Source organism: Nocardia yunnanensis (assembly GCF_003626895.1).
Lineage (GTDB): Bacteria > Actinomycetota > Actinomycetes > Mycobacteriales > Mycobacteriaceae > Nocardia > Nocardia yunnanensis.
On record NZ_CP032568.1, the window covers coordinates 666,575 to 685,104 of the forward strand.

Consider the following 18,530-nt stretch of genomic DNA (forward strand, 5'->3'; position numbering starts at 1 on the left):
TTGGTTCGTGTCCTTTACTTGGCCGCGGCCAGTTCGGCGGCCTTGTCGGCGCCTTCGTCCATGGTCTGGGCGAGAGTCACCAGCGGGTGATTGAAGTCGGCGAGGATCTTGCGACCCTCCTCGACCTTGTTGCCGTCCAGGCGGACGACCAGCGGCTTGGCGGCGGCGTCGCCCAGGGTCTGCAGCGCGCCGACGATGCCGTTCGCGACCGCGTCACAGGCGGTGATGCCACCGAAGACGTTCACGAACACGGACTTGACCTGGGCGTCACCCAGGATGACATCCAGGCCGGCGGCCATGACGGCGGCCGAAGCGCCACCGCCGATGTCGAGGAAGTTGGCGGGCTTGACACCGTCGTGGTTCTCACCGGCGTAAGCGACGACGTCGAGGGTCGACATGACCAGACCCGCGCCGTTGCCGATGATGCCGACCTCGCCGTCGAGCTTGACGTAGTTGAGGTCGTTCTCCTTGGCCTTGAGCTCGAGCGGATCGGTGGCGTCGATGTCCGCGAACTCGAGGTGGTCGGGGTGACGGAACTCGGCGTTCTCGTCCAGGGTCACCTTGCCGTCGAGGGCGAGGATCTCGTCGTTGGGGGTACGCACCAGCGGGTTGACCTCGACCAGTGTCGCGTCTTCCTTGATGAACACTTCCCACAGCTTCTGGATGGTGACCGCCGCGGCATCCAGAATGTCGGCCGGCAGGTGGCCCTGCTCGGCAATGCTGCGGGCGAAGGCCAGGTCCACGCCCTTGACCGCGTCGACCGGCACCTTGGCCAGGCGATCGGGCTTGGTGGCGGCGACCTCTTCGATCTCCATGCCGCCCTCGACCGAGCACATGGCCAGGTAGGTGCGGTTGGAGCGATCGAGCAGGAAGGAGATGTAGTACTCCGCCGCGATGTCCTTGGCCTCGGCGACCAGGACCTTCTTGGTGATGTGGCCCTTGATGTCCAGGCCCAGGATGTTGGAGGCGTGGGTGAACGCGTCCTCCGGGGTGGCGGCGTACTTCACGCCACCGGCCTTGCCGCGGCCACCGACTTTGACCTGCGACTTGACCATTACCGGCTTGCCGATTTCTTCGGCAATCGCACGCGCGTCCTCAGCCGTATCAGTGACGCGGCCCTCGGACGAAGGCACTCCGTGCTTCACGAAGAGTTCCTTCGCCTGATATTCGAAGAGATCCATGTACTCACCGTCTCGTCTGCGTTGTTGTGACAACGTCTTGGTTGGCGGCCCGTCGGCGGCCCCGTAGTGACTGCTTGCAGGTCACTCGAAAGGGCCAGCGGGTCGGCTCGGACTCTAATCAGTCACATGGAGCGGAAATCAGCCGCATACAGCCTAAGTGGCGCAGGTCACGGTACTGTCTCCAGGCTCCGAAAAGCCCTTGTCAATGCTACTCATCGGTAGCTTGTTGACGGGGTGCCAGGTGGTGCACACGAATCCGGACGAGTGACGCTCACTACTACAGAAAGTAGTTGCGCAACCTCACCGGGTTACCCCCAGCACAGTGAGCGCATTCCCGCCTCCATAGTGATGAATGTCACAGCAGCGTGTCGAACCAGGTCCATCGCTTGCTGAGCCGCAATCGTTTCGTTACCGTCGTTGCGGTCGATGTCACAACCCGGTCACGGACAGGAGGACGGCAGGCTTGACGCAGCACAGCCCCCGACGTGCCCACCGCTACCGCGAGGACGCCGAGAACTACAGCGGCCCAACGAGCTTCGACGCTCCTTTCGCCTCGCAGACCGCGGTCGCACACGGCGAGTGGGACGCCACCCAGGCCTGGAACTCCGACGCGGACTGGCAGCACGACGCGCAGTGGAACTCCGGTGCGGAATGGGCCGCCGACCAGCAGTGGGATCAGAACCAGCAGTGGAACGAGACCCAGCGGTGGGACGAGTCCGGCCACGGATCCGAACCGGACTGGAACGCGCAGACCACCGTGAACGGCTGGGCCGCACCGAATCCGAGTGACTGGGCCCCACGGTCGCGGACCAACTGGGATCCGAACGCCGATCCCACCCCCTCCGACGAGTATCGCCCGGTTTACACCTTCCGGACCGCGTCCGGCGAGAAGCTGCAGTTCTCCGGTGACGGCGCACGCGTGAATCGCACCGCGCGCGACGCGGATTCCGTCGACGACGAGCCACGCCCGACCCGCTCCGGCGGCAAGCGCCGCGCGGGCGGCACCCACCGCGTGCCCGCCCCGCCCACCGCCCTCAAGGGTCGCGCCGCGGTCATCGCCGTGGCGGCCGGCGCGGTCGTGGCCGCGGGCCAGGCCACCATCGAGACCGCCGGGCACGACACGAATACCGCCGACTATGCGACCGGTCAGGTCAAAGAGGTCGCCGCCACCTCGGTGGTCGGCGGCGACGGCACCGGCACCGGCTCCCCGCAGGTGGTGAACCCGAACGCGCCCGCCAGCCTGGACCAGTTCAGCGACATCCTGGAGAAGGGCAAGCAGTTCGCGGCCGATATGGCCAACCAGGAGGCGATGAAGAATCGCCCGCTCTGGACGCGATTCGCCAACGGCACCTTCACCTCCGGCTTCGGCGTCCGCTGGGGCGTCGCCCACCAGGGCGTGGATATCGCCGCCCCGATCGGCACCCCCATTTACGCGGTCGCCGACGCCACCGTCCTCGAGGCCGGTCCCGCGTCCGGTTTCGGCATGTGGGTGCGCCTGCTGCACGACGACGGCACCGTCACCATCTACGGCCACATCGACACCGCCACCGTCTCCCAGGGTCAGCGCGTCCTGGCCGGCGACCAGATCGCCACCGTCGGCAACCGCGGCTTCTCCACCGGCCCGCACTGCCACTTCGAGGTCTGGCTCAACGGCGTCGACAAGATCGATCCCCTGCCCTGGCTCGCCTCCCGAGGCATCTCCCTCGGCCCCGAACGAGACTGAGCTCCCGCGCCTTCAGCGGGCGGCAGAGAGCCGTCGACAGCCCTACACCCGTGCCGGCGGTTGGGAGCCGAACCGATTTCGGTCGTACCCGGTGAGTTACCCGGAAACTCACGAAATCAGTTGTTGCGTGCTGCAAAACGTCGACAGGCGTGCCCTTCGGGCACGCCTGTCGACGGTGTTCGATCAGCGGTTGGAGCGGTACCAGGCGATGAGTTCGTCGGTGGAGGAATCTCCTTGGGGCGCGGGCTCTTCCGCTGAAGTCAGCAGCGGCTCCAAGGCCAGGGCTTGGGCCTTGCCGAGTTCGACGCCCCACTGGTCGAAGCTGTCGATGCCCCAGATCGCGCCTTCGGTGAAGACGATGTGCTCGTACAGGGCGATGAGCTGTCCGAGGACGGAGGGGGTCAGCTGGGGGGCCAGAATGGCCGTCGTGGGGCGGTTGCCGGGCATCACCTTGTGCGGCACGATCTTCGGATCGGTGCCCTCGGCCGCGATCTCCTCGGCGGTCTTGCCGAAGGCCAGCACCTTGGTCTGGGCGAACAGGTTCGACATGAGGATGTCGTGCATGCTGCCGGTGCCGTCGAGGGTGGGCAGATCGTCGGTGGGGCGGGCGAATCCGATGAAGTCGGCGGGCGCCAGCACGGTGCCCTGGTGCAGCAGCTGGTAGAAGGCGTGCTGGCCGTTGGTGCCGGGCTCGCCCCAGAAGATCTCGCCGGTGCTGGTCGAGACCGGAGTGCCGTCCGCGCGAACGGATTTCCCGTTCGATTCCATGGTCAGCTGCTGCAGGTAGGCCGGGAAACGGGCCAGATCGTTGGAGTACGGCAGCACCGCGCGCGACTGCGCGCCGAAGAAGTTCGAGTACCAGACGCCCAGCAGACCCAGCAGCGCCGGACCGTTCTGCGCCAGCGGCGCGGACTTGAAATGCTCGTCCACGCGGTGCATTCCGTCGAGGAACTCGGCGAAGCGCTCCTTGCCGATGACCGCCATCACCGACAGTCCGATGGCCGCGTCCACCGAATAGCGTCCGCCCACCCAGTCCCAGAAGCCGAACATATTGGCGGTGTCGATGCCGAAGTCGGCGACCCGCTGCGCGTGCGTGGACACGGCCACGAAATGCTTGGCCACCGCGTCCTCGCCCAGCGCCGCCACCAGCCAGCGACGGGCCGCGGTGGCGTTGGTGAGCGTCTCGAGGGTGGAGAAGGTCTTGGAGGCGACGATGAACAGCGTGGTCGCGGGGTCCAGCCCCTGCAGCTTCGAAACCAGGTCCGCCGGATCGACATTCGACACGAAGCGCGCCGAGATGCCCGCGTCCGCGTAGTGCCGTAGCGCCAGGGTCACCATGGCCGGGCCCAGATCCGAGCCGCCGATGCCGATGTTCACCACGGTGGCGATGCGTTCGCCGGTGGCGCCGCGCCATGCTCCGGAGCGCACCTGATCGGTGAATTCGCCCATGCGCCTGAGCACTTCGTGCACGTCGGTCTCGACGTCCTGCCCGTCCACGGTGAGCGGCTGCCCGGCGGGCCGGCGCAGCCACACATGCCCGACCGCGCGGTCCTCGGAGGTGTTGATGTGCTCGCCCGCGAACATGGCGTCGCGCCGCTGCTCGACCCCGGCGGTGTGCGCCAATTCGACCAGCAGATCGAGGGTCTCGCGCGTCACCCGATGCTTGGAGTAGTCGATGTGCAGATCCGCCACCTGCACCGTCAGCTCACCACCCCGCCCCGGGTCCTCCGCGAAGAACTCCCGCAGATGCCGCGCCCCGATGGACGCATGATGATCGTGCAGTTTCCGCCAGACCGCCGACGCGGTGATGTCGCTGCTCACCCCGGCGAGGTTACAACGGCTGTGCTGATTTTGCCCTCCGCTTCGCTCCGGGCGGGGTTCGCGGCGCTGGAGGTCTCGTTCTTCCCTCCCTCCGCTCCTCCGCTTCGCTCCCCCGCTCCGCTCAGTCCAGAACGAGACGCGCCGCGAACCTTTTGGCTGTTCGAACTGGATGTCCCGTGACTCGGTGCGAGCACGCCCGCGCCACCTAGGCTGTTGGCATGGTGTCCGAAAACGAACTTTTGTCGTCCATTCCCACGCAACTCTGGATCGGCGGACCGGTGGACGCCACGGGGGGTGCGACGTTCCCGGTGCACAATCCGGCCACCGGTGAGGTGATCGCTCAGGTGGCCGATGCGACTCCCGACGATGCCGTGCGTGCGCTCGACGCGGCGGTCGCGGTGCAGGCCGAGTGGGCGGCCACCCCGGCCCGGCAGCGCGGGGAGATCCTGCGCGCGGTGTTCGAGGCGATCACGGCGCGGGCCGAGGAGTTCGCGCTGCTGATGACCTTGGAGATGGGCAAGGCACTGCCGGAGAGCCGCAACGAGGTTCGCTACGGCGCGGAGTTCTTCCGCTGGTTCAGCGAGGAAGCGGTCCGCGTTCACGGCCGCTACCAGAGCGCCCCCGCCGGGACCGGGCGGATTCTGGTGCACAAGCAGCCGGTCGGCCCCTGCCTGGCGATCACGCCGTGGAATTTCCCGCTGGCCATGGGCACTCGCAAGATCGGCCCGGCGCTGGCGGCCGGCTGCACGATGATCGTGAAGCCCGCGAGCGCGACGCCGCTGACCATGCTGCTGCTGGCCGAATTGTGCGCCCAGGCGGGCTTGCCCGACGGCGTCCTGTCGGTCGTCACCACCTCGCATTCCAGCGCGGTCACCGCACCGCTGCTCAACGATCCGCGCCTGCGCAAGCTGACTTTCACCGGTTCCACCGGCGTCGGAAAGAAACTGGTCGAGTCGGCCGCGCACGGCCTGCTGCGCACCTCCATGGAATTGGGCGGCAATGCCCCGTTCGTGGTGTTCGACGACGCCGACATCGACGCGGCGGTCCAGGGCGCGGTGCTGGCCAAACTGCGCAATGGCGGCGAGGCGTGCACCGCCGCGAATCGCTTCCACGTCCACAATTCGGTTCGCCAGGAATTCACCGACAAGCTGGTGGCGGCCATGGCGGAGTACAAACTCGGCAATGGCGTCGACCCCGACACCACCCTGGGCCCGCTGATCAACTCCGATCAGCTCGACACCGTCACCGAACTGGTCGACGACGCCGTGTCGGCGGGCGCCCGGGTCGAGCTGGGCGGCAAGGCCCCCGGCGGCCCCGGCTGGTTCTATCCCGCGACGGTCCTCACCGATATCCCGCCCGCGGCCCGCATCCTGCGTGAGGAGGTGTTCGGCCCGGTCGCCCCGATCGTCGGCTTCGACACCGAGGAGGAGGGCCTCGCCGCCGCCAACAACACCGAATTCGGCCTGGTCGCATACGTTTACACGCGCAGCCTGGATCGCGCCCTGCGCGTCTCGGAGGGTCTCGAGACCGGCATGGTCGGCGTCAACCGCGGCGTCATCTCCGATCCGGCCGCGCCCTTCGGCGGCGTGAAGGAGTCCGGTTTCGGCCGCGAGGGCGGTTTCGAGGGCATCGAGGAGTACCTCAACACCAAGTACATCGCCCTGCCCTAGCCACGGCATGAAAGAACCGCCCCGGGGTCGAGACACCCGGGGCGGCCTGGGGATGCTGCATCCGTGGCACGCATGCAGCGTGATCTGTGGGCACGCGCGAACCCGCACCGCCCGGTGTATCGACCGGTCGGTGCTCGGCGTTAACGGACGCTCCCGAAGCGGTAGGTCCGGGGGTTTCAGGGGCGAAGCCCCTGAGAGTTACGAGAGTTGTTAATGGCCCAGCCGGCCGCGGCCCAGGCGCAGCAGCAGCATCGCCAGGGTGTGCCCCTCCTGGCCGAGCTCGCTGAAGCGCTCCAGCACCTTCATCTCGCGGGAGTGCACGAGCTTCGGCCCACCGTTGGCCATTCGCGTCCGCCCGATGATGCGCGAGACCTCCGTGCGGCGTTTGATGGCCGCGAGGATCTCGGCGTCCAGCTTGTCGATCTCCAGCCGCAGCTTTTCGATCTCGGCCTCGGAGGGCAGGGCGGATTCCGAACCGGTGGCAGACTCGGAATGTCCCGTCGTCGAGATGCTCATACTTTCAACTCCTCGTGGTCCAGAACGTCGATCGGCGGGTGGACCCATCCTGTTACCGATCGGTTCCTCACCAAGAATCAGACCTGTTGGCCATACATTGTCCCCCACGCATTGTCCCCCCATGGTTGGGCTCAGGTGCAATGCGTCGCCATCGAGCCGGTCACTCGACGAGTGTGCCACGGGTGGTCACCGGTGCAAAACAGGTACGTTTGGGAATCTAGGGAAATTCTCAGCACCGAGCCGAGGTCACTGGGAGTTCGCCGGACCGGCACTTATCGGACACCTGTGCGAACCCGCCCGTCGGCTGTCGGTGCGCGCCGGTAGCGTGGATGGGCGATGAATACGACGGTGGCACAGGACGGGCAGATGACCCGAGCACGGGGTGGCGAGGCGTTGCTCGAGGGATTGAATCCACAACAGCGCGCCGCGGTGATGCACACCGGCACTCCGCTGCTGATCGTGGCGGGGGCCGGGTCGGGCAAGACCGCGGTCCTGACCCGTCGTATCGCCTATCTGCTGGACGCGCGGGGTGTGCGCCCGGGCGAGATCCTGGCCATCACCTTCACCAACAAGGCCGCCGCCGAGATGCGCGAGCGGGTGGCGGGGCTGGTCGGTCCGCGTGCGGCCGGGATGTGGGTGTCCACCTTCCACTCCAGCTGCGTGCGCATCCTGCGCACACAGGCGTCGCTGCTGCCGGGGATGAACTCCAACTTCTCCATTTACGACGCCGACGATTCACGCCGCCTGCTGGGCATGATCATTCGCGATTTCGACATCGACGCGAAGAAGTACACGCCGCGCCTGCTGGCCACCGCCATCTCCAATCTCAAGAACGAGCTCATCGATCCCGAGCAGGCCGCCGCCGACGCCGCCACCGAGGAGGCCGAGCTGCCGCGGCTGGCGGCCCGCGTCTACGACGAGTACCAGCGCCGGCTGCGCGCGGCCAACGCCCTGGATTTCGACGATCTGATCGGCGAGACGGTGTCGATCCTGCAGCGGCATCCGCAGGTGGCCGAGTACTACCGCCGCCGCTTCCGGCACGTGCTGGTCGACGAGTACCAGGACACCAACCACGCCCAGTACGTGCTGGTGCGGGAACTGGTCGGCCATCACCGCAACCTGTGGGGCGACGAGCCCGAGGCCGCGGACACGCAGGATCGGGTGCCGCCGTCGGAGCTGTGCGTGGTGGGTGACGCGGATCAGTCGATCTACGCCTTCCGCGGCGCGACCATCCGCAATATCGAGGAGTTCGAGCGGGATTTCCCGGACGCGGAAACCATTCTGCTGGAACAGAACTACCGCTCCACCCAGCACATCCTGACCGCCGCCAACGCGGTAATCGCCCGCAACGAGGGCCGGCGGGACAAGAAGCTGTGGACCGATCAGGGCGACGGTGATCTGATCGTCGGCTACGTGGCCGACAACGAGCACGACGAGGCCATGTTCGTGGCCAAGGAGATCGACCGGCTGGTCGATCAGGGCGACGCCAACTACGCGGACGTGGCCGTCTTCTACCGCACCAACAACAACTCTCGCGCGCTGGAGGAGATCTTCATCCGCATGGGCCTGCCCTACAAGGTGGTCGGCGGGGTTCGCTTCTACGAGCGCAAGGAGGTCCGCGACATCGTGGCCTACCTGCGGGTGCTGGAGAATCCGGACGATGCGGTGAGCCTGCGCCGGGTGCTCAACACTCCGCGCCGCGGCATCGGCGATCGCGCGGAGGCGTGTGTGGCGGTGCATGCCGAGCAACGCAATATCGGTTTCGCACAGGCGCTTCGGGATGCGGCCGAGGGCAAGGTGGCGTTGCTCAACACCCGCTCGCAGCGGGCCATCGCCGGTTTCCTGGAGCTGCTGGAGGAGATCCGCGCGGCGGGCGCCCAGGCCGATATGGACTTCCCGGATGTCGGTTCGGTGGTCGAGGCGGTGCTGGATCGCACCGGCTACCGCGCCGAACTGGAGGCGTCCGACGATCCGCAGGACGGCGCGCGTCTGGACAACCTCAACGAATTGGTCAGCGTCGCACGCGAATTCAGTTCCGAGGCGCGCAACAATGTGGAGGCCGCGCGGGCGGAGGGCATGCTGCCCGAGCAGGCCGAGGGTGAGCCGGAGCCCGGTTCGCTGGCCGCGTTCCTGGAACGGGTCTCGCTGGTGGCCGATGCCGATCAGATTCCCGAGGAGGGTTCGGGCATGGTCACCATGATGACCTTGCACACCGCCAAGGGCCTCGAGTTCCCCGTGGTGTTCGTGACCGGTTGGGAGGACGGCCAATTCCCGCACATGCGGGCGCTGGGCGACCCCACCGAGCTGCAGGAGGAGCGCCGCCTCGCCTATGTCGGCATCACCCGCGCCCGCCAGCGCCTGTATCTGACCCGCGCGGTCGTCCGCTCCGGCTGGGGTCAGCCGGTGTCGAATCCGGAATCCCGCTTCCTGCAGGAGATTCCGGGTCATCTGCTGGATTGGCGGCGGCTCGAGCCCGCGCCGTCGCAGACCTCGCGCGGCTTCCGCCGTCGTGGTGATGACGATGGCCTGGAACGGGATTGGACCCGCGGCGACGGCTGGTCGGAGTCACGTCCCGGTCTCGGTGGCCGCGGTGAACGCCGTCCGGCCCCCGCCGCCGCGGGAAAGAAGAACAACGCCGGTCTGGTGCTGGCCGTGGGCGACCGCGTCAACGACGACAAATACGGTCTGGGCCGAGTGATCGCCGCCGAGGGCTTCGGTTCCCTGGCGACGGTCACCATCGACTTCGGCACCGCGGGCAAGATCCGTCTCATCCCCCAGTACAGCCGAACCCTCACCAAACTCTGATCGTTCGGGCCCGTCGCTGCCGCTGGGCCGGCGGTTCGGTCCGCGCGGCCCAGCGGTGGCGGTCAGGAGATCTGCGTGTTGTCGCCGAGGGTGAACTTGTGGCCCTTCGAGGTGCAGTTGAGCCCGCCACCGTGCGGCAGTCCGCCGATGCAGGTGACGCCCGCGTAGTCGATTCGGGTGCCCTGGTAGACGTTCGCGTCGCGCGGCACGTCGGTGATCCAGCGGCTGCCGGGCCGGCCGTGCTGTCCGCCGAGCCCGAAGGTGGGGTGGGCGGGCAGGAATGCGGCGTCGATGGAGATGTCGCTGATCGGGACGAGGCCCCACAGCTTGTTGCCGGGGCCGAGGTCGCAGCCCACGTCGCCGTTGGCGTGAATGGCACAGTTGCTGGTGCCCAGCCAATCGGAGAAGTAGAGGGTGTCCCCGTCGAGGAAATCGGCATTGTTGGCTTCGGTGAGCCCGATATCGGCGGACGCCATCGGATTGCCGGTGATCATGAGCGCCACCGCCGCCACGGCCGCGCCGAGAAATGTACGTGCGTTCATGATCTTCGACCATAGACATCGGAACTCGTGCCCACCAGGGGCATTCGATCGATCAGTAGAATTCGACAATCGATAAACAACCCTTCTGGATAGTTCAAAAATTACGCAAATCGGACACGCTATGAGCGAAATCCGTTCTGCTGGAGCAAGATAGCGATGGCGTCGAGCGACGCCGCCGGCACGACAGAAGGCAGGACATGACCGAGAAGTTCCGCGCCGAGGGCACCATCACGGTCCACAAGTACGAACCGGTGGCCTATGACGAGCCCGAGCAGGGTCCGGTGCTCACCCGAATTCACGTGGAGGAGAGTTTCTCCGGCGGTATCGAGGCCGACGGCGTGGTGGAATTCCTGCAGTCCGCCAATGCCGACGGCACCGCCAGTTTCGTGGGAATCGAACGCATCACCGGTGCGGTCGACGGCAAATCCGGCACCTTCCTGCTCCAGGATCAGGGCTCGGTCGCGGAGAACATCGTCCGCGGCGAATGGTTCGTCATCCCCGGCTCGGGCACCGGCGACCTGACCGGCCTGCGCGGCGAGGGCGGGTTCACCGCCAATCTCGGTGAGGGCGCCCAGATCTGGCTCGACTACTGGTTCGAGTGATGCCGCGCGGACACGGCTGACGCTACGTCCAGACCTCGCCGATCGGGGTGAATTGCGCCGGCGCCGGTTCGGGTGTCGCCGGTGGCGTGCGGGAGAACCGGGGAGCGGGGGCGGGTTGCAGGATGCCGTCGACGTCGATCAGCGATCCGCGGGCGCGCAGGTGTTCGTCCCGGGCGGCCTCGGTCCAGGTGCGAATAGGTGTGACGCAGGCGTCGACGCCGTCGAACAGGGCAGCCCATTCGTCCTGGGTCTTGGTGGCGAAGATATCGGTGAACGTCTTGCGCAGTATGTCCTGGCCGGCCGGATCCATTTGGTGCGGCAGGGTTTTCGGGTCGAGTTCGAGCACCCGCAGCAGTTCGGCGTAGAACTGCGGCTCGAACGCGCCCACCGCCAGGTGTTTGCCGTCGGCGGTCCGGTAGGTGTCGTACCAGGCCATGCCGGTGTCGAGAAGATTGGCGCCGCGCTCGTCGGACCAGACGCCGCCCTGGCTCAGGATCCAGATCGAATGCGCCAGTGTGAGAACGCCGTCCACCATGGCCGCGTCCACCACTTGCCCCTGGCCCGAGCGTTCTCGCTCGTAGAGCGCGGTGACGATGCCGAGCACCAGGAATACCGAGCCCCCGCCGTAGTCGCCGAGCAGGTTGATCGGCGGCACGGGCCGTTCGCCTTTGCGGCCGATGCCGTTGAGCGCCCCGGTGAGTCCGATGTAGTTGATGTCGTGCCCCGCGCGCTCGGCCCGCGGCCCGTCCTGACCCCACCCGGTCATGCGGCCGTAGATCAGCCGCGGATTGCGGGCCCGGGATTCCTCGGGCCCGAGCCCGAGCCGCTCCACCACACCCGGCCGATAGCCCTCGATCACCACATCGGCCTTGTCGATGAGCCCGCGCACCGCGGCGATATCGTCCGCGTTCTTGAAATCGGCCTGCACGATGGTCCGCCCGCGCAACTGCGCCCGCATCGGCCCGGCCGCCGACCCATCGCCCGGCCGCTGCACCCGCACCACGTCCGCGCCCAGATCGGCCAGCATCATCCCCGCATGCGGCCCGGGCCCGATACTCGCCAATTCGACGATCCGCACCCCCGCCAAAGGTCCCTTGCTCACCCCCAAAGTAGAACACGTTCTACATCCAGACGCCACACCCGCCCAACCGCCTCGAACTAGGCTCTGCCCATGACCGATCCAACCTGGCCGCGCGGTATCGGCGCCCCCGCGACCCGAGCCCTCACCGCCGCCGGATACACCAGCGTGGAACAACTGGCCGGAGCCCGCGAGCACGACCTCCTAGCCCTGCACGGCATGGGCCCCAAGGCCATTCGCGTCCTCCGCGAAGCCCTCACCGCCCAGGGCCTGGATTTCGCCTGACCGCCTCCGCACTGCGGGGTTTCAGGAGAACCCGGAGAGCCCACTGACCGCCCTTCACAGCGAAGAAGTTTCAGGGGCCCCGGAGCCCCCTTTCTGAGCGGGGCTTCAGGGGAACCCCTGAGCGCCCCAACTACTCTTCGCGGCGGCGGAGTTTCAGGGGGAACCCCTGAGCGCCCCACTATCCTTCGCGGCGGCGGGGTTTCAGGGGGAACCCCTGAGAGCACCCGAGAGTTGGGCCTTCCTTCAGTCGACGTAGGCGCGCTGGAGGATCGACTCCGTGTCGACGCCGGTCGGCAGCGTACCGAAGGCGATGCCCCAGTCGCCGCCGAATCGGGTGGTGCAGAAGGCGTCCGCGACCGCGGCGTGGCCGTGCCGCACCAGCTGCGCGCCTTGCAGAACCAGCGCCATGAGCTCCACGATGCGGCGTGCGCGGTATTCGATATCGGCGAAGTCGGTGAGCTCCTTGCCGATCCGGTCGATCGCGTCGTCCAGGTAGCGGTTGGCGCCGCGCGACCGGTTCACCTCGTCGAAGAACGCCTCGACCGTCTCGGGCTGACGCCCCATGGCGCGCAACGCGTCCAGCGCCGCCACATTGCCGGAGCCTTCCCAGATGGACATGAGCGGCGCCTCGCGGTACAGCCGCGGCATACCGGATTCCTCGGCATATCCGTTGCCGCCGAAGCATTCCAGCGCCTCGGCCGCGTGCGCGGGCGCGCGCTTGCACACCCAGTACTTGGTGACCGCCAGCGCGATGCGGCGCAATGCCGCCTCGGCCGGATCGCTGTCGGCGCGGTCGGTGGCGCCGGCCAGTCGCATCATGACGGTGGCCGCGGCATCGGACTCGATCACCAAGTCCGCCAGCACGTTTCGCATGGCGGGCTGATCGACGAGGTGCTTGCCGAACGCCTTGCGGTGGCGCGCGTGATGGGTGGCGAACACCGCCCCGGTGCGCATCACGGTGGCCGAGCCGATCACGCAGTCCAACCGGGTCATGTTGACCATCTCGATGATGGTCTTCACCCCCGCGCCCTCCTGGCCGACCAGCCAGCCGATGGCGTTCTCGTATTCGAGTTCGGAGGAAGCGTTGGACTTGTTGCCCAGCTTGTCCTTCAGGCGCTGAATGCGCAGCGCGTTGCGGGTGCCGTCGGGCAGCACGCGCGGCAGCAGGAAGCACGACAGTCCGCCGGGCGCCTGCGCCAGCGTCAGGAACATGTCGCCCATGGGGTGGGAGGTGAACCACTTGTGGCCGACGATCCGGTAGGTGCCGTCGGACAGCGGTGTCGCCGTGGTCGTATTGGCCCGGACGTCGGAGCCGCCCTGCTTCTCGGTCATCGACATGCCGGCGATGAGACCGGCCTTGCTGGAGGGTTCGCGCAGACCGAAGTCGTAGACCGGCGACGCCAGCAGCGGCTCGTATTTCGCGGCCAGTTCCGGATTGTGGCGCAGCGCCGGCACCACCGCGTAGGTCATGGAGATCGGGCACATGTGCCCGGCGTCGGACATGCCCCACGCGAAAAGCTTTGCGGCGCGGGCGGTGTGGGCGCCCGGCCGGTCGTCGCGCCACGGCGCCCCGTGCAGGCCGTGGCTGACCGCGACCTCCATGAGGTTGTGCCAGTACGGGTGGAACTCCACCTCGTCGATGCGATTGCCGAACCGGTCGTGGGTGTGCAGCACCGGCGGGTTCTCGTTGACCAGCCGGCCCCACTCTTGCGTGCGCGGGTCGCCGGCGAGCCGTCCCAGCTCCCGCACCTCGTCCTCGGCCCAGCCCGCGCCTTCCCGGTGCAGGCCCTCGATCAGCGCGGGGTGGCGCGAGCTGTCGAACGGGAAGATCGGCGGGACCTGGTTGAAGACGTCGTGGGTGTGCATGGCGGGTGACTCCTATTCGTTGGGGACGCCGCGGGATTCGGGCCGGACGCCGAGCGCGCGCAGCGCGAAGGCGACCAGTTCCGGCAGCACCGATTCGCTGTGCAGCTGTTCCGACAGCGGGCCGACCAGCACCTCGCCGATCGCCCCGACCAGCGCGGTGGCCGAGGTGCGCGGATCCTGCGGCGGCAGTTGACCGTTCGCGACCCCGTCGGCGATGGCGTTGACGTAGGTCTCGGCGAACGCGCGGCGGAAACGCAAGCGCTCGACGTCGACGGCCGCGTCGACCGGTTCGGCGAGCAGCACGTAGGCCAGCTTGGGGTTCTTGAGGGCGCGTCCGGCGAAGGTTTCGACAGCGGCGGTGACGCGGTCGGCGGCGCTGCGCCCCTCCCCCGCCGCCCCGGCCGCGGCGACCGCCTCGACCTCCCGGGTGACGACCTCGCGGAAGACGGCGGTCACCAATTCGGCCTTGCCGCTGAAGTTCTTGTAGACCGTGCCGGTGGCGACCCCGGCCTCGGCGGCGACCGCGGCCATGGACAGTCCGGCGAACCCGTCTCGCGACAGCACGGTCATGGCGGATCGCACGATAACGCCCGCTTGAGCATCCAGACGCGCCTGGACAGCCGGGGTTCTCCGATAGGCCATGAAAGAAGTGAACCACTGATTCATTTCTTGACGCAAGCCCACCCGTCGCCCACCACCACCCTTCTTTCGAGGCGCTCCGCGCCGCAGTCACCTTTTACGGCGTAACGTCGCCCCCGTGACAGTCAGAGTGGAGCGCAACGGCCCCGTCTACACCGTGATCCTGCATCGCCCCGAAGCCCGCAACGCGGTCGACGGCCCCACCGCCAAGGCCCTCGCCGACGCCTTCCGCGACTTCGACGCCGACCCCACCGCCGCGGTCGCCGTGCTCTGGGGCGACGGCGGCACCTTCTGCGCGGGCGCCGACCTCAAGGCGCTGGGCACCGAACGCTCGAACGCGGTCACCGAGGACGGCGACGGCCCGATGGGCCCGACCCGCATGAAGCTCTCCAAACCGGTCATCGCCGCCGTCTCCGGCTACGCCGTCGCGGGCGGTATCGAACTCGCGCTCTGGTGCGATCTGCGAATCGCCGAGCAGGACAGCACCTTCGGCGTCTTCTGCCGGCGCTGGGGGGTGCCGCTCATCGACGGCGGCACCGTGCGGCTGCCGCGCATCATCGGCGAGGGCCGGGCCATGGATCTGATCCTCACCGGCCGGGCCGTCGGCGCGCCCGAGGCGCTGCAGATCGGCCTGGTCACCCGGGTGGTGCCGACCGGCGAATCCCGCCGTGCCGCCGAGGAACTCGCGCTCGAACTGGCCGCTCTCCCGCAGACCTGCCTACGTTCGGACCGACTGTCGGTGCTCGAACAGAACGGTCTCGAGGAACCAGAGGCGATCGCCAACGAGTTGCGCCACGGCATGAAAGCACTCATGGACGGCGCCCTCGACGGGGCGCAGCGCTTCGCCTCCGGGGCGGGCCGGCACGGCCGTCCGGCCTGACGCGGGCCCGGTGCGCGGCGTCCGGCAGCGCCATAGGCAACCGATCGGTACGCTTGCCGTTCGATGAATCGGCTGAGCGTTCTGGACGAGATCTTCCTGCGGTCGCATCGGGGCATGGGCACCCCGATCGCCCTGCAGGGACTCTGGCGTACCGCCGAACCCGTGCATCCCGCCCTGCTCTGGCGAGTGCACCGCGACCTGCGCACCGGACCGCTCGGGCGGCGGGTGGTGCGCTCCCGGATCCCGGGCGCCCGGCCCCGATGGCAGACCAATGTCTCGGCCCACCCGTTCACCATGACCCCGGAGCCGATCGCGGCTGCGGCGCTGCTGGATTGGGCCGACGCGCAGGGCGCGGACCTGAATCCGGAACTGGGCCCCGGCTGGCGGCTGTCGGCCGCCCGCCTCGACGACGGCGGCTGCCTGGTGGCGCTGACCTGCTCGCACGCCCTCGCCGACGGCCGGGCACTGACCCTGGCCATCGACAACGCGCTCTCGGGCACCCCGCTGGCCGCACCGCTGGCGGGCCACTCGGATTGGGCCGACGCCCGGCGCATGTGGGCCACCGTCCTGGGCGGGACCGCCCGCGCGCTGCGCCACGGCATCCCGGCCCGGCCGAGCGCCCCGCCGGACCGAAAAGCCTTGCCCGCCAAGGCGAATGCGGCCACCTGCGCGGCCGTGCTGGAGATTCCGGCCCGCGACTGGAATCGGGTGGCCGTCTCGCACGCGGGCACCGCGAACAGCCTGTTCGTGTACCTGGTCGCGAACATGTTGTGGGCCAGCGGTTTTCCCGGCGACACGATTGCCGCCAGCCTCCCGGTCGACACCCGCGACGAACCGCGCGTGGACAACGACATGTCCATGACCGAGGTCGCCATCACCCGCGCCGACACCCCGGCCACCCTGCGCCGGCAGGCGCGCGCGGCCTACGAGCACCGCATGACCAGTCCGGGCGGGATTCCGGAGGAACTGTTGCAGGTGATCCCCGAGCGGCTGGCGTACCGACTGGCCAGGGGCGCGGGCGAACGCGACATCCTCTGCTCGAATATCGGCAATCTGCCGGAATCCCTGCTGGCCCTGGGTCCGCACGCCTGCACCGGGGTGGCGGCGCGCGCCATCCATCCCGGGCTGCGTGCGGACGCGCTGCCGCGCACCCGGCTCTCCGGCTACCTGACCCGCATCGCCGACACCTACACGCTGTCGCTGGTCGGGTTGGATCCCGAGGCCATCCCCACCTCGGAGGCGTTGACCGCGCTCGCCGCGGCCGCGCTCGCCGAGCTGGGCCTGTCCGGGAAACCGTGGTAGCTCACGTCAGGGCGGGGATCCGGACTCCTTGCCAGGCAAGGCGTTTGGCGCGATCCGGATCGTTCTCGACGCGGGTCGGCGCATCCAGGATGAGCGTGGCGCGCCGCTCCTCTGTGTAGGCGGGCCAGTTCGGCAGCGGGGTGCCGGTGCGGGCGAACGACAGCCAGTTGTCCTGGAACTGATGCGACACCTCACGGAAGGCCCGATGCCCGCCCGCGGCGGTCATGGCCCGGCCGACCACCGAGTCCACCGCCCCGAACACCGGCACCAGATCCAGCGCGTGGGTGGCGCCGAATCCCGCCAATTGGATTGCGCGCGGGGCGAAATCGTAGCGGTAGGCGTAGGTGGGCGCGTAGCGGCTGTGCGCCTCCATGACCCGCACCGACGGCCGCCAGAAGGTGAAGTCGCCGCCCATGCGGACCGCCGCGCGCTTGCCCGGGAAGCCGGGATAGGCGGCGGCGACCCGGGATTCGACGCCGGGGTCGGCGAGGGTCTCGTGCAGTTCCCGCGCCGAGGTGGGCATCATCTGGCCCAGACCGGTCGACGCCTCGCCGCTCTCGTGCACCGCCTGGTCGACGTGGCCCAGCACCCAGCGAATGCGGTCGGGGGTGGTGGGCAGGGTGTCGTCGAAGCGGACGAACAGCGTGGCCTCGTCCCGGTTGGTGCCGATGATCAGCGGTAGCCGGTGCGCGGTGCCCTCGGTGAACGCCGTGATGATGGGCGCGGGCAGGTAATCGCCGTCCACCACCGGGGCGACGGGGAACAACCCCGGCTGTTCGCGCATCACCTTGGAGATGGCGCGGTCGGCGGCCCGGCGCAGGTCGTTCGCGCCCGCGGTGCGCAGCGCCCGCGCCGCGTCGCCGGGGTCGACCCCGAGTTCGTCGAGACAGCGGCGGGCGAACAGGCGCGCCTCGGCCCGGGTCGGTCCCCAGTCGGCGGGCGCGCTCTGGGCGATGCCGCGATGGAACAGCCCCGCGGCGGCGGGCGTGCACATCAGCGAGAGCACCGCGTGCGCGCCGGCGGATTCGCCGAAGATGGTGACATTGTTCGGATCGCCGCCGAACGCGCCGATATTGCGCCGCACCCATTCCAGCGCCGCGACCTGATCACGCAGACCCAGGTTGGCGTCGAACGGCCGGTCGGGCGTGGAGTATTCGCCGAAGTCGACGTAACCGAACACCCCGAGCCGGTAGTTGATCGACACCACGATCACGTCGCCGCGCAATGCCAGCCGGGCGCCGGAGTACAGGCGCAACGCCGAGGTGCCGATGACATAGCCGCCGCCGTGGATGAACACCATCACCGGGCGGGGTGCGGCGGCAGGATCGTTGGGGGCCACCACGTTCAGCGTCAGACAGTCCTCGCCGGTGGGCTGCTGCTGGCGGGGGCCGATGCGGGCGCCGTCGCGGTGTTGCACTGCGGCATAACCGAAGTCGGTGGCGTCCCGCACCCCGCTCCAGGGCTGTACCGGACGCGGCGCCCGGAACCGGAACTCGCCCACCGGGGGCGCCGCGAAAGGAATGGACCGCCAGCGTGACACGCGGCGGCCCCGGATCCCGCGGACGACGCCGTCCGCGGTCGTGATGTCTGTCGTTGCCACCATTCGAAAAGGGTAGACCG

General features: G+C 68.5%; 15 protein-coding genes. 7 read left to right on the forward strand and 8 right to left on the reverse strand.

The annotated features are described in order from the left end of the window. Positions 1–14: 14 nt before the first annotated feature. Positions 15–1,181 (reverse strand): ADP-forming succinate--CoA ligase subunit beta, encoded by a 1,167-nt coding sequence (gene sucC / locus D7D52_RS03115; RefSeq protein ID WP_120734963.1) that lies wholly within the window; start codon positions 1,179–1,181, stop codon positions 15–17. Positions 1,182–1,938: 757 nt separating this feature from the next. Between sucC and D7D52_RS03120 the strand changes: the two genes are divergently transcribed. Beyond that, positions 1,939–2,904, forward strand: coding sequence for a M23 family metallopeptidase (locus D7D52_RS03120; RefSeq protein ID WP_425464650.1), 966 nt, complete (start codon positions 1,939–1,941; stop codon positions 2,902–2,904). 183 nt (positions 2,905–3,087) lie between these two features. Here the strand turns inward: D7D52_RS03120 and pgi are convergent, their stop codons facing one another. After that, complete coding sequence (pgi, locus tag D7D52_RS03125) at positions 3,088–4,725, reverse strand: glucose-6-phosphate isomerase (protein WP_120734965.1); 1,638 nt, start codon at positions 4,723–4,725, stop codon at positions 3,088–3,090. Positions 4,726–4,943: 218 nt separating this feature from the next. Here pgi and D7D52_RS03130 point away from each other — a divergent pair, with 218 nt between their 5' ends. Beyond that, on the forward strand, positions 4,944–6,395 hold the full coding sequence (locus D7D52_RS03130) for an NAD-dependent succinate-semialdehyde dehydrogenase (RefSeq protein WP_120734966.1): 1,452 nt from the start codon (positions 4,944–4,946) through the stop codon (positions 6,393–6,395). Between the two features lie 210 nt (positions 6,396–6,605). On the opposite strand, the gene D7D52_RS03135 is transcribed toward D7D52_RS03130, so the two are convergent. Beyond that, positions 6,606–6,911, reverse strand: a complete 306-nt coding sequence (locus D7D52_RS03135) for a chorismate mutase (RefSeq protein WP_120734967.1) — start codon at positions 6,909–6,911, stop codon at positions 6,606–6,608. Positions 6,912–7,247: 336 nt separating this feature from the next. On the opposite strand from D7D52_RS03135, the gene pcrA reads away from it, so the two are divergent. After that, the gene (pcrA, locus tag D7D52_RS03140) at positions 7,248–9,716 is read left to right on the forward strand and encodes a DNA helicase PcrA (RefSeq protein ID WP_120734968.1); all 2,469 of its coding nucleotides are present in this window, start codon (positions 7,248–7,250) and stop codon (positions 9,714–9,716) included. 62 nt (positions 9,717–9,778) lie between these two features. On the opposite strand, the gene D7D52_RS03145 is transcribed toward pcrA, so the two are convergent. Next, positions 9,779–10,258, reverse strand: coding sequence for a hypothetical protein (locus D7D52_RS03145; protein ID WP_162958146.1), 480 nt, complete (start codon positions 10,256–10,258; stop codon positions 9,779–9,781). Positions 10,259–10,455: 197 nt separating this feature from the next. Here D7D52_RS03145 and D7D52_RS03150 point away from each other — a divergent pair, with 197 nt between their 5' ends. Further along, a complete protein-coding gene (locus tag D7D52_RS03150; protein ID WP_120734970.1) occupies positions 10,456–10,860 on the forward strand; it encodes a DUF3224 domain-containing protein in 405 nt (134 codons plus the stop codon). 22 nt (positions 10,861–10,882) lie between these two features. On the opposite strand, the gene D7D52_RS03155 is transcribed toward D7D52_RS03150, so the two are convergent. After that, complete coding sequence (locus tag D7D52_RS03155) at positions 10,883–11,962, reverse strand: CaiB/BaiF CoA transferase family protein (RefSeq protein ID WP_162958147.1); 1,080 nt, start codon at positions 11,960–11,962, stop codon at positions 10,883–10,885. A 69-nt stretch (positions 11,963–12,031) separates the two neighbouring features. Between D7D52_RS03155 and D7D52_RS03160 the strand changes: the two genes are divergently transcribed. Next, positions 12,032–12,223 carry a helix-hairpin-helix domain-containing protein gene (locus tag D7D52_RS03160; RefSeq protein WP_120734972.1) on the forward strand — a complete coding sequence of 64 codons (192 nt, stop codon included), beginning with the start codon at positions 12,032–12,034 and terminating at the stop codon, positions 12,221–12,223. Between the two features lie 243 nt (positions 12,224–12,466). Here D7D52_RS03160 and D7D52_RS03165 read toward each other — a convergent pair whose 3' ends face one another. After that, on the reverse strand, positions 12,467–14,089 hold the full coding sequence (locus D7D52_RS03165) for an acyl-CoA dehydrogenase family protein (RefSeq protein WP_120734973.1): 1,623 nt from the start codon (positions 14,087–14,089) through the stop codon (positions 12,467–12,469). A 12-nt stretch (positions 14,090–14,101) separates the two neighbouring features. Then, positions 14,102–14,731: a TetR/AcrR family transcriptional regulator gene (locus D7D52_RS03170; RefSeq protein WP_120743755.1), complete on the reverse strand. Its 630-nt coding sequence runs from the start codon at positions 14,729–14,731 to the stop codon at positions 14,102–14,104. A gap of 115 nt (positions 14,732–14,846) precedes the next feature. Here D7D52_RS03170 and D7D52_RS03175 point away from each other — a divergent pair, with 115 nt between their 5' ends. Then, positions 14,847–15,608, forward strand: a complete 762-nt coding sequence (locus D7D52_RS03175) for a crotonase/enoyl-CoA hydratase family protein (RefSeq protein WP_120734974.1) — start codon at positions 14,847–14,849, stop codon at positions 15,606–15,608. A 63-nt stretch (positions 15,609–15,671) separates the two neighbouring features. Beyond that, entirely contained in the window at positions 15,672–16,910 is a 1,239-nt protein-coding gene (locus D7D52_RS03180; protein WP_120734975.1) for a hypothetical protein, read from the forward strand. A gap of 1 nt (position 16,911) precedes the next feature. Here D7D52_RS03180 and D7D52_RS03185 read toward each other — a convergent pair whose 3' ends face one another. After that, positions 16,912–18,513 carry a carboxylesterase/lipase family protein gene (locus tag D7D52_RS03185; RefSeq protein ID WP_120734976.1) on the reverse strand — a complete coding sequence of 534 codons (1,602 nt, stop codon included), beginning with the start codon at positions 18,511–18,513 and terminating at the stop codon, positions 16,912–16,914. Positions 18,514–18,530: the final 17 nt, after the last annotated feature.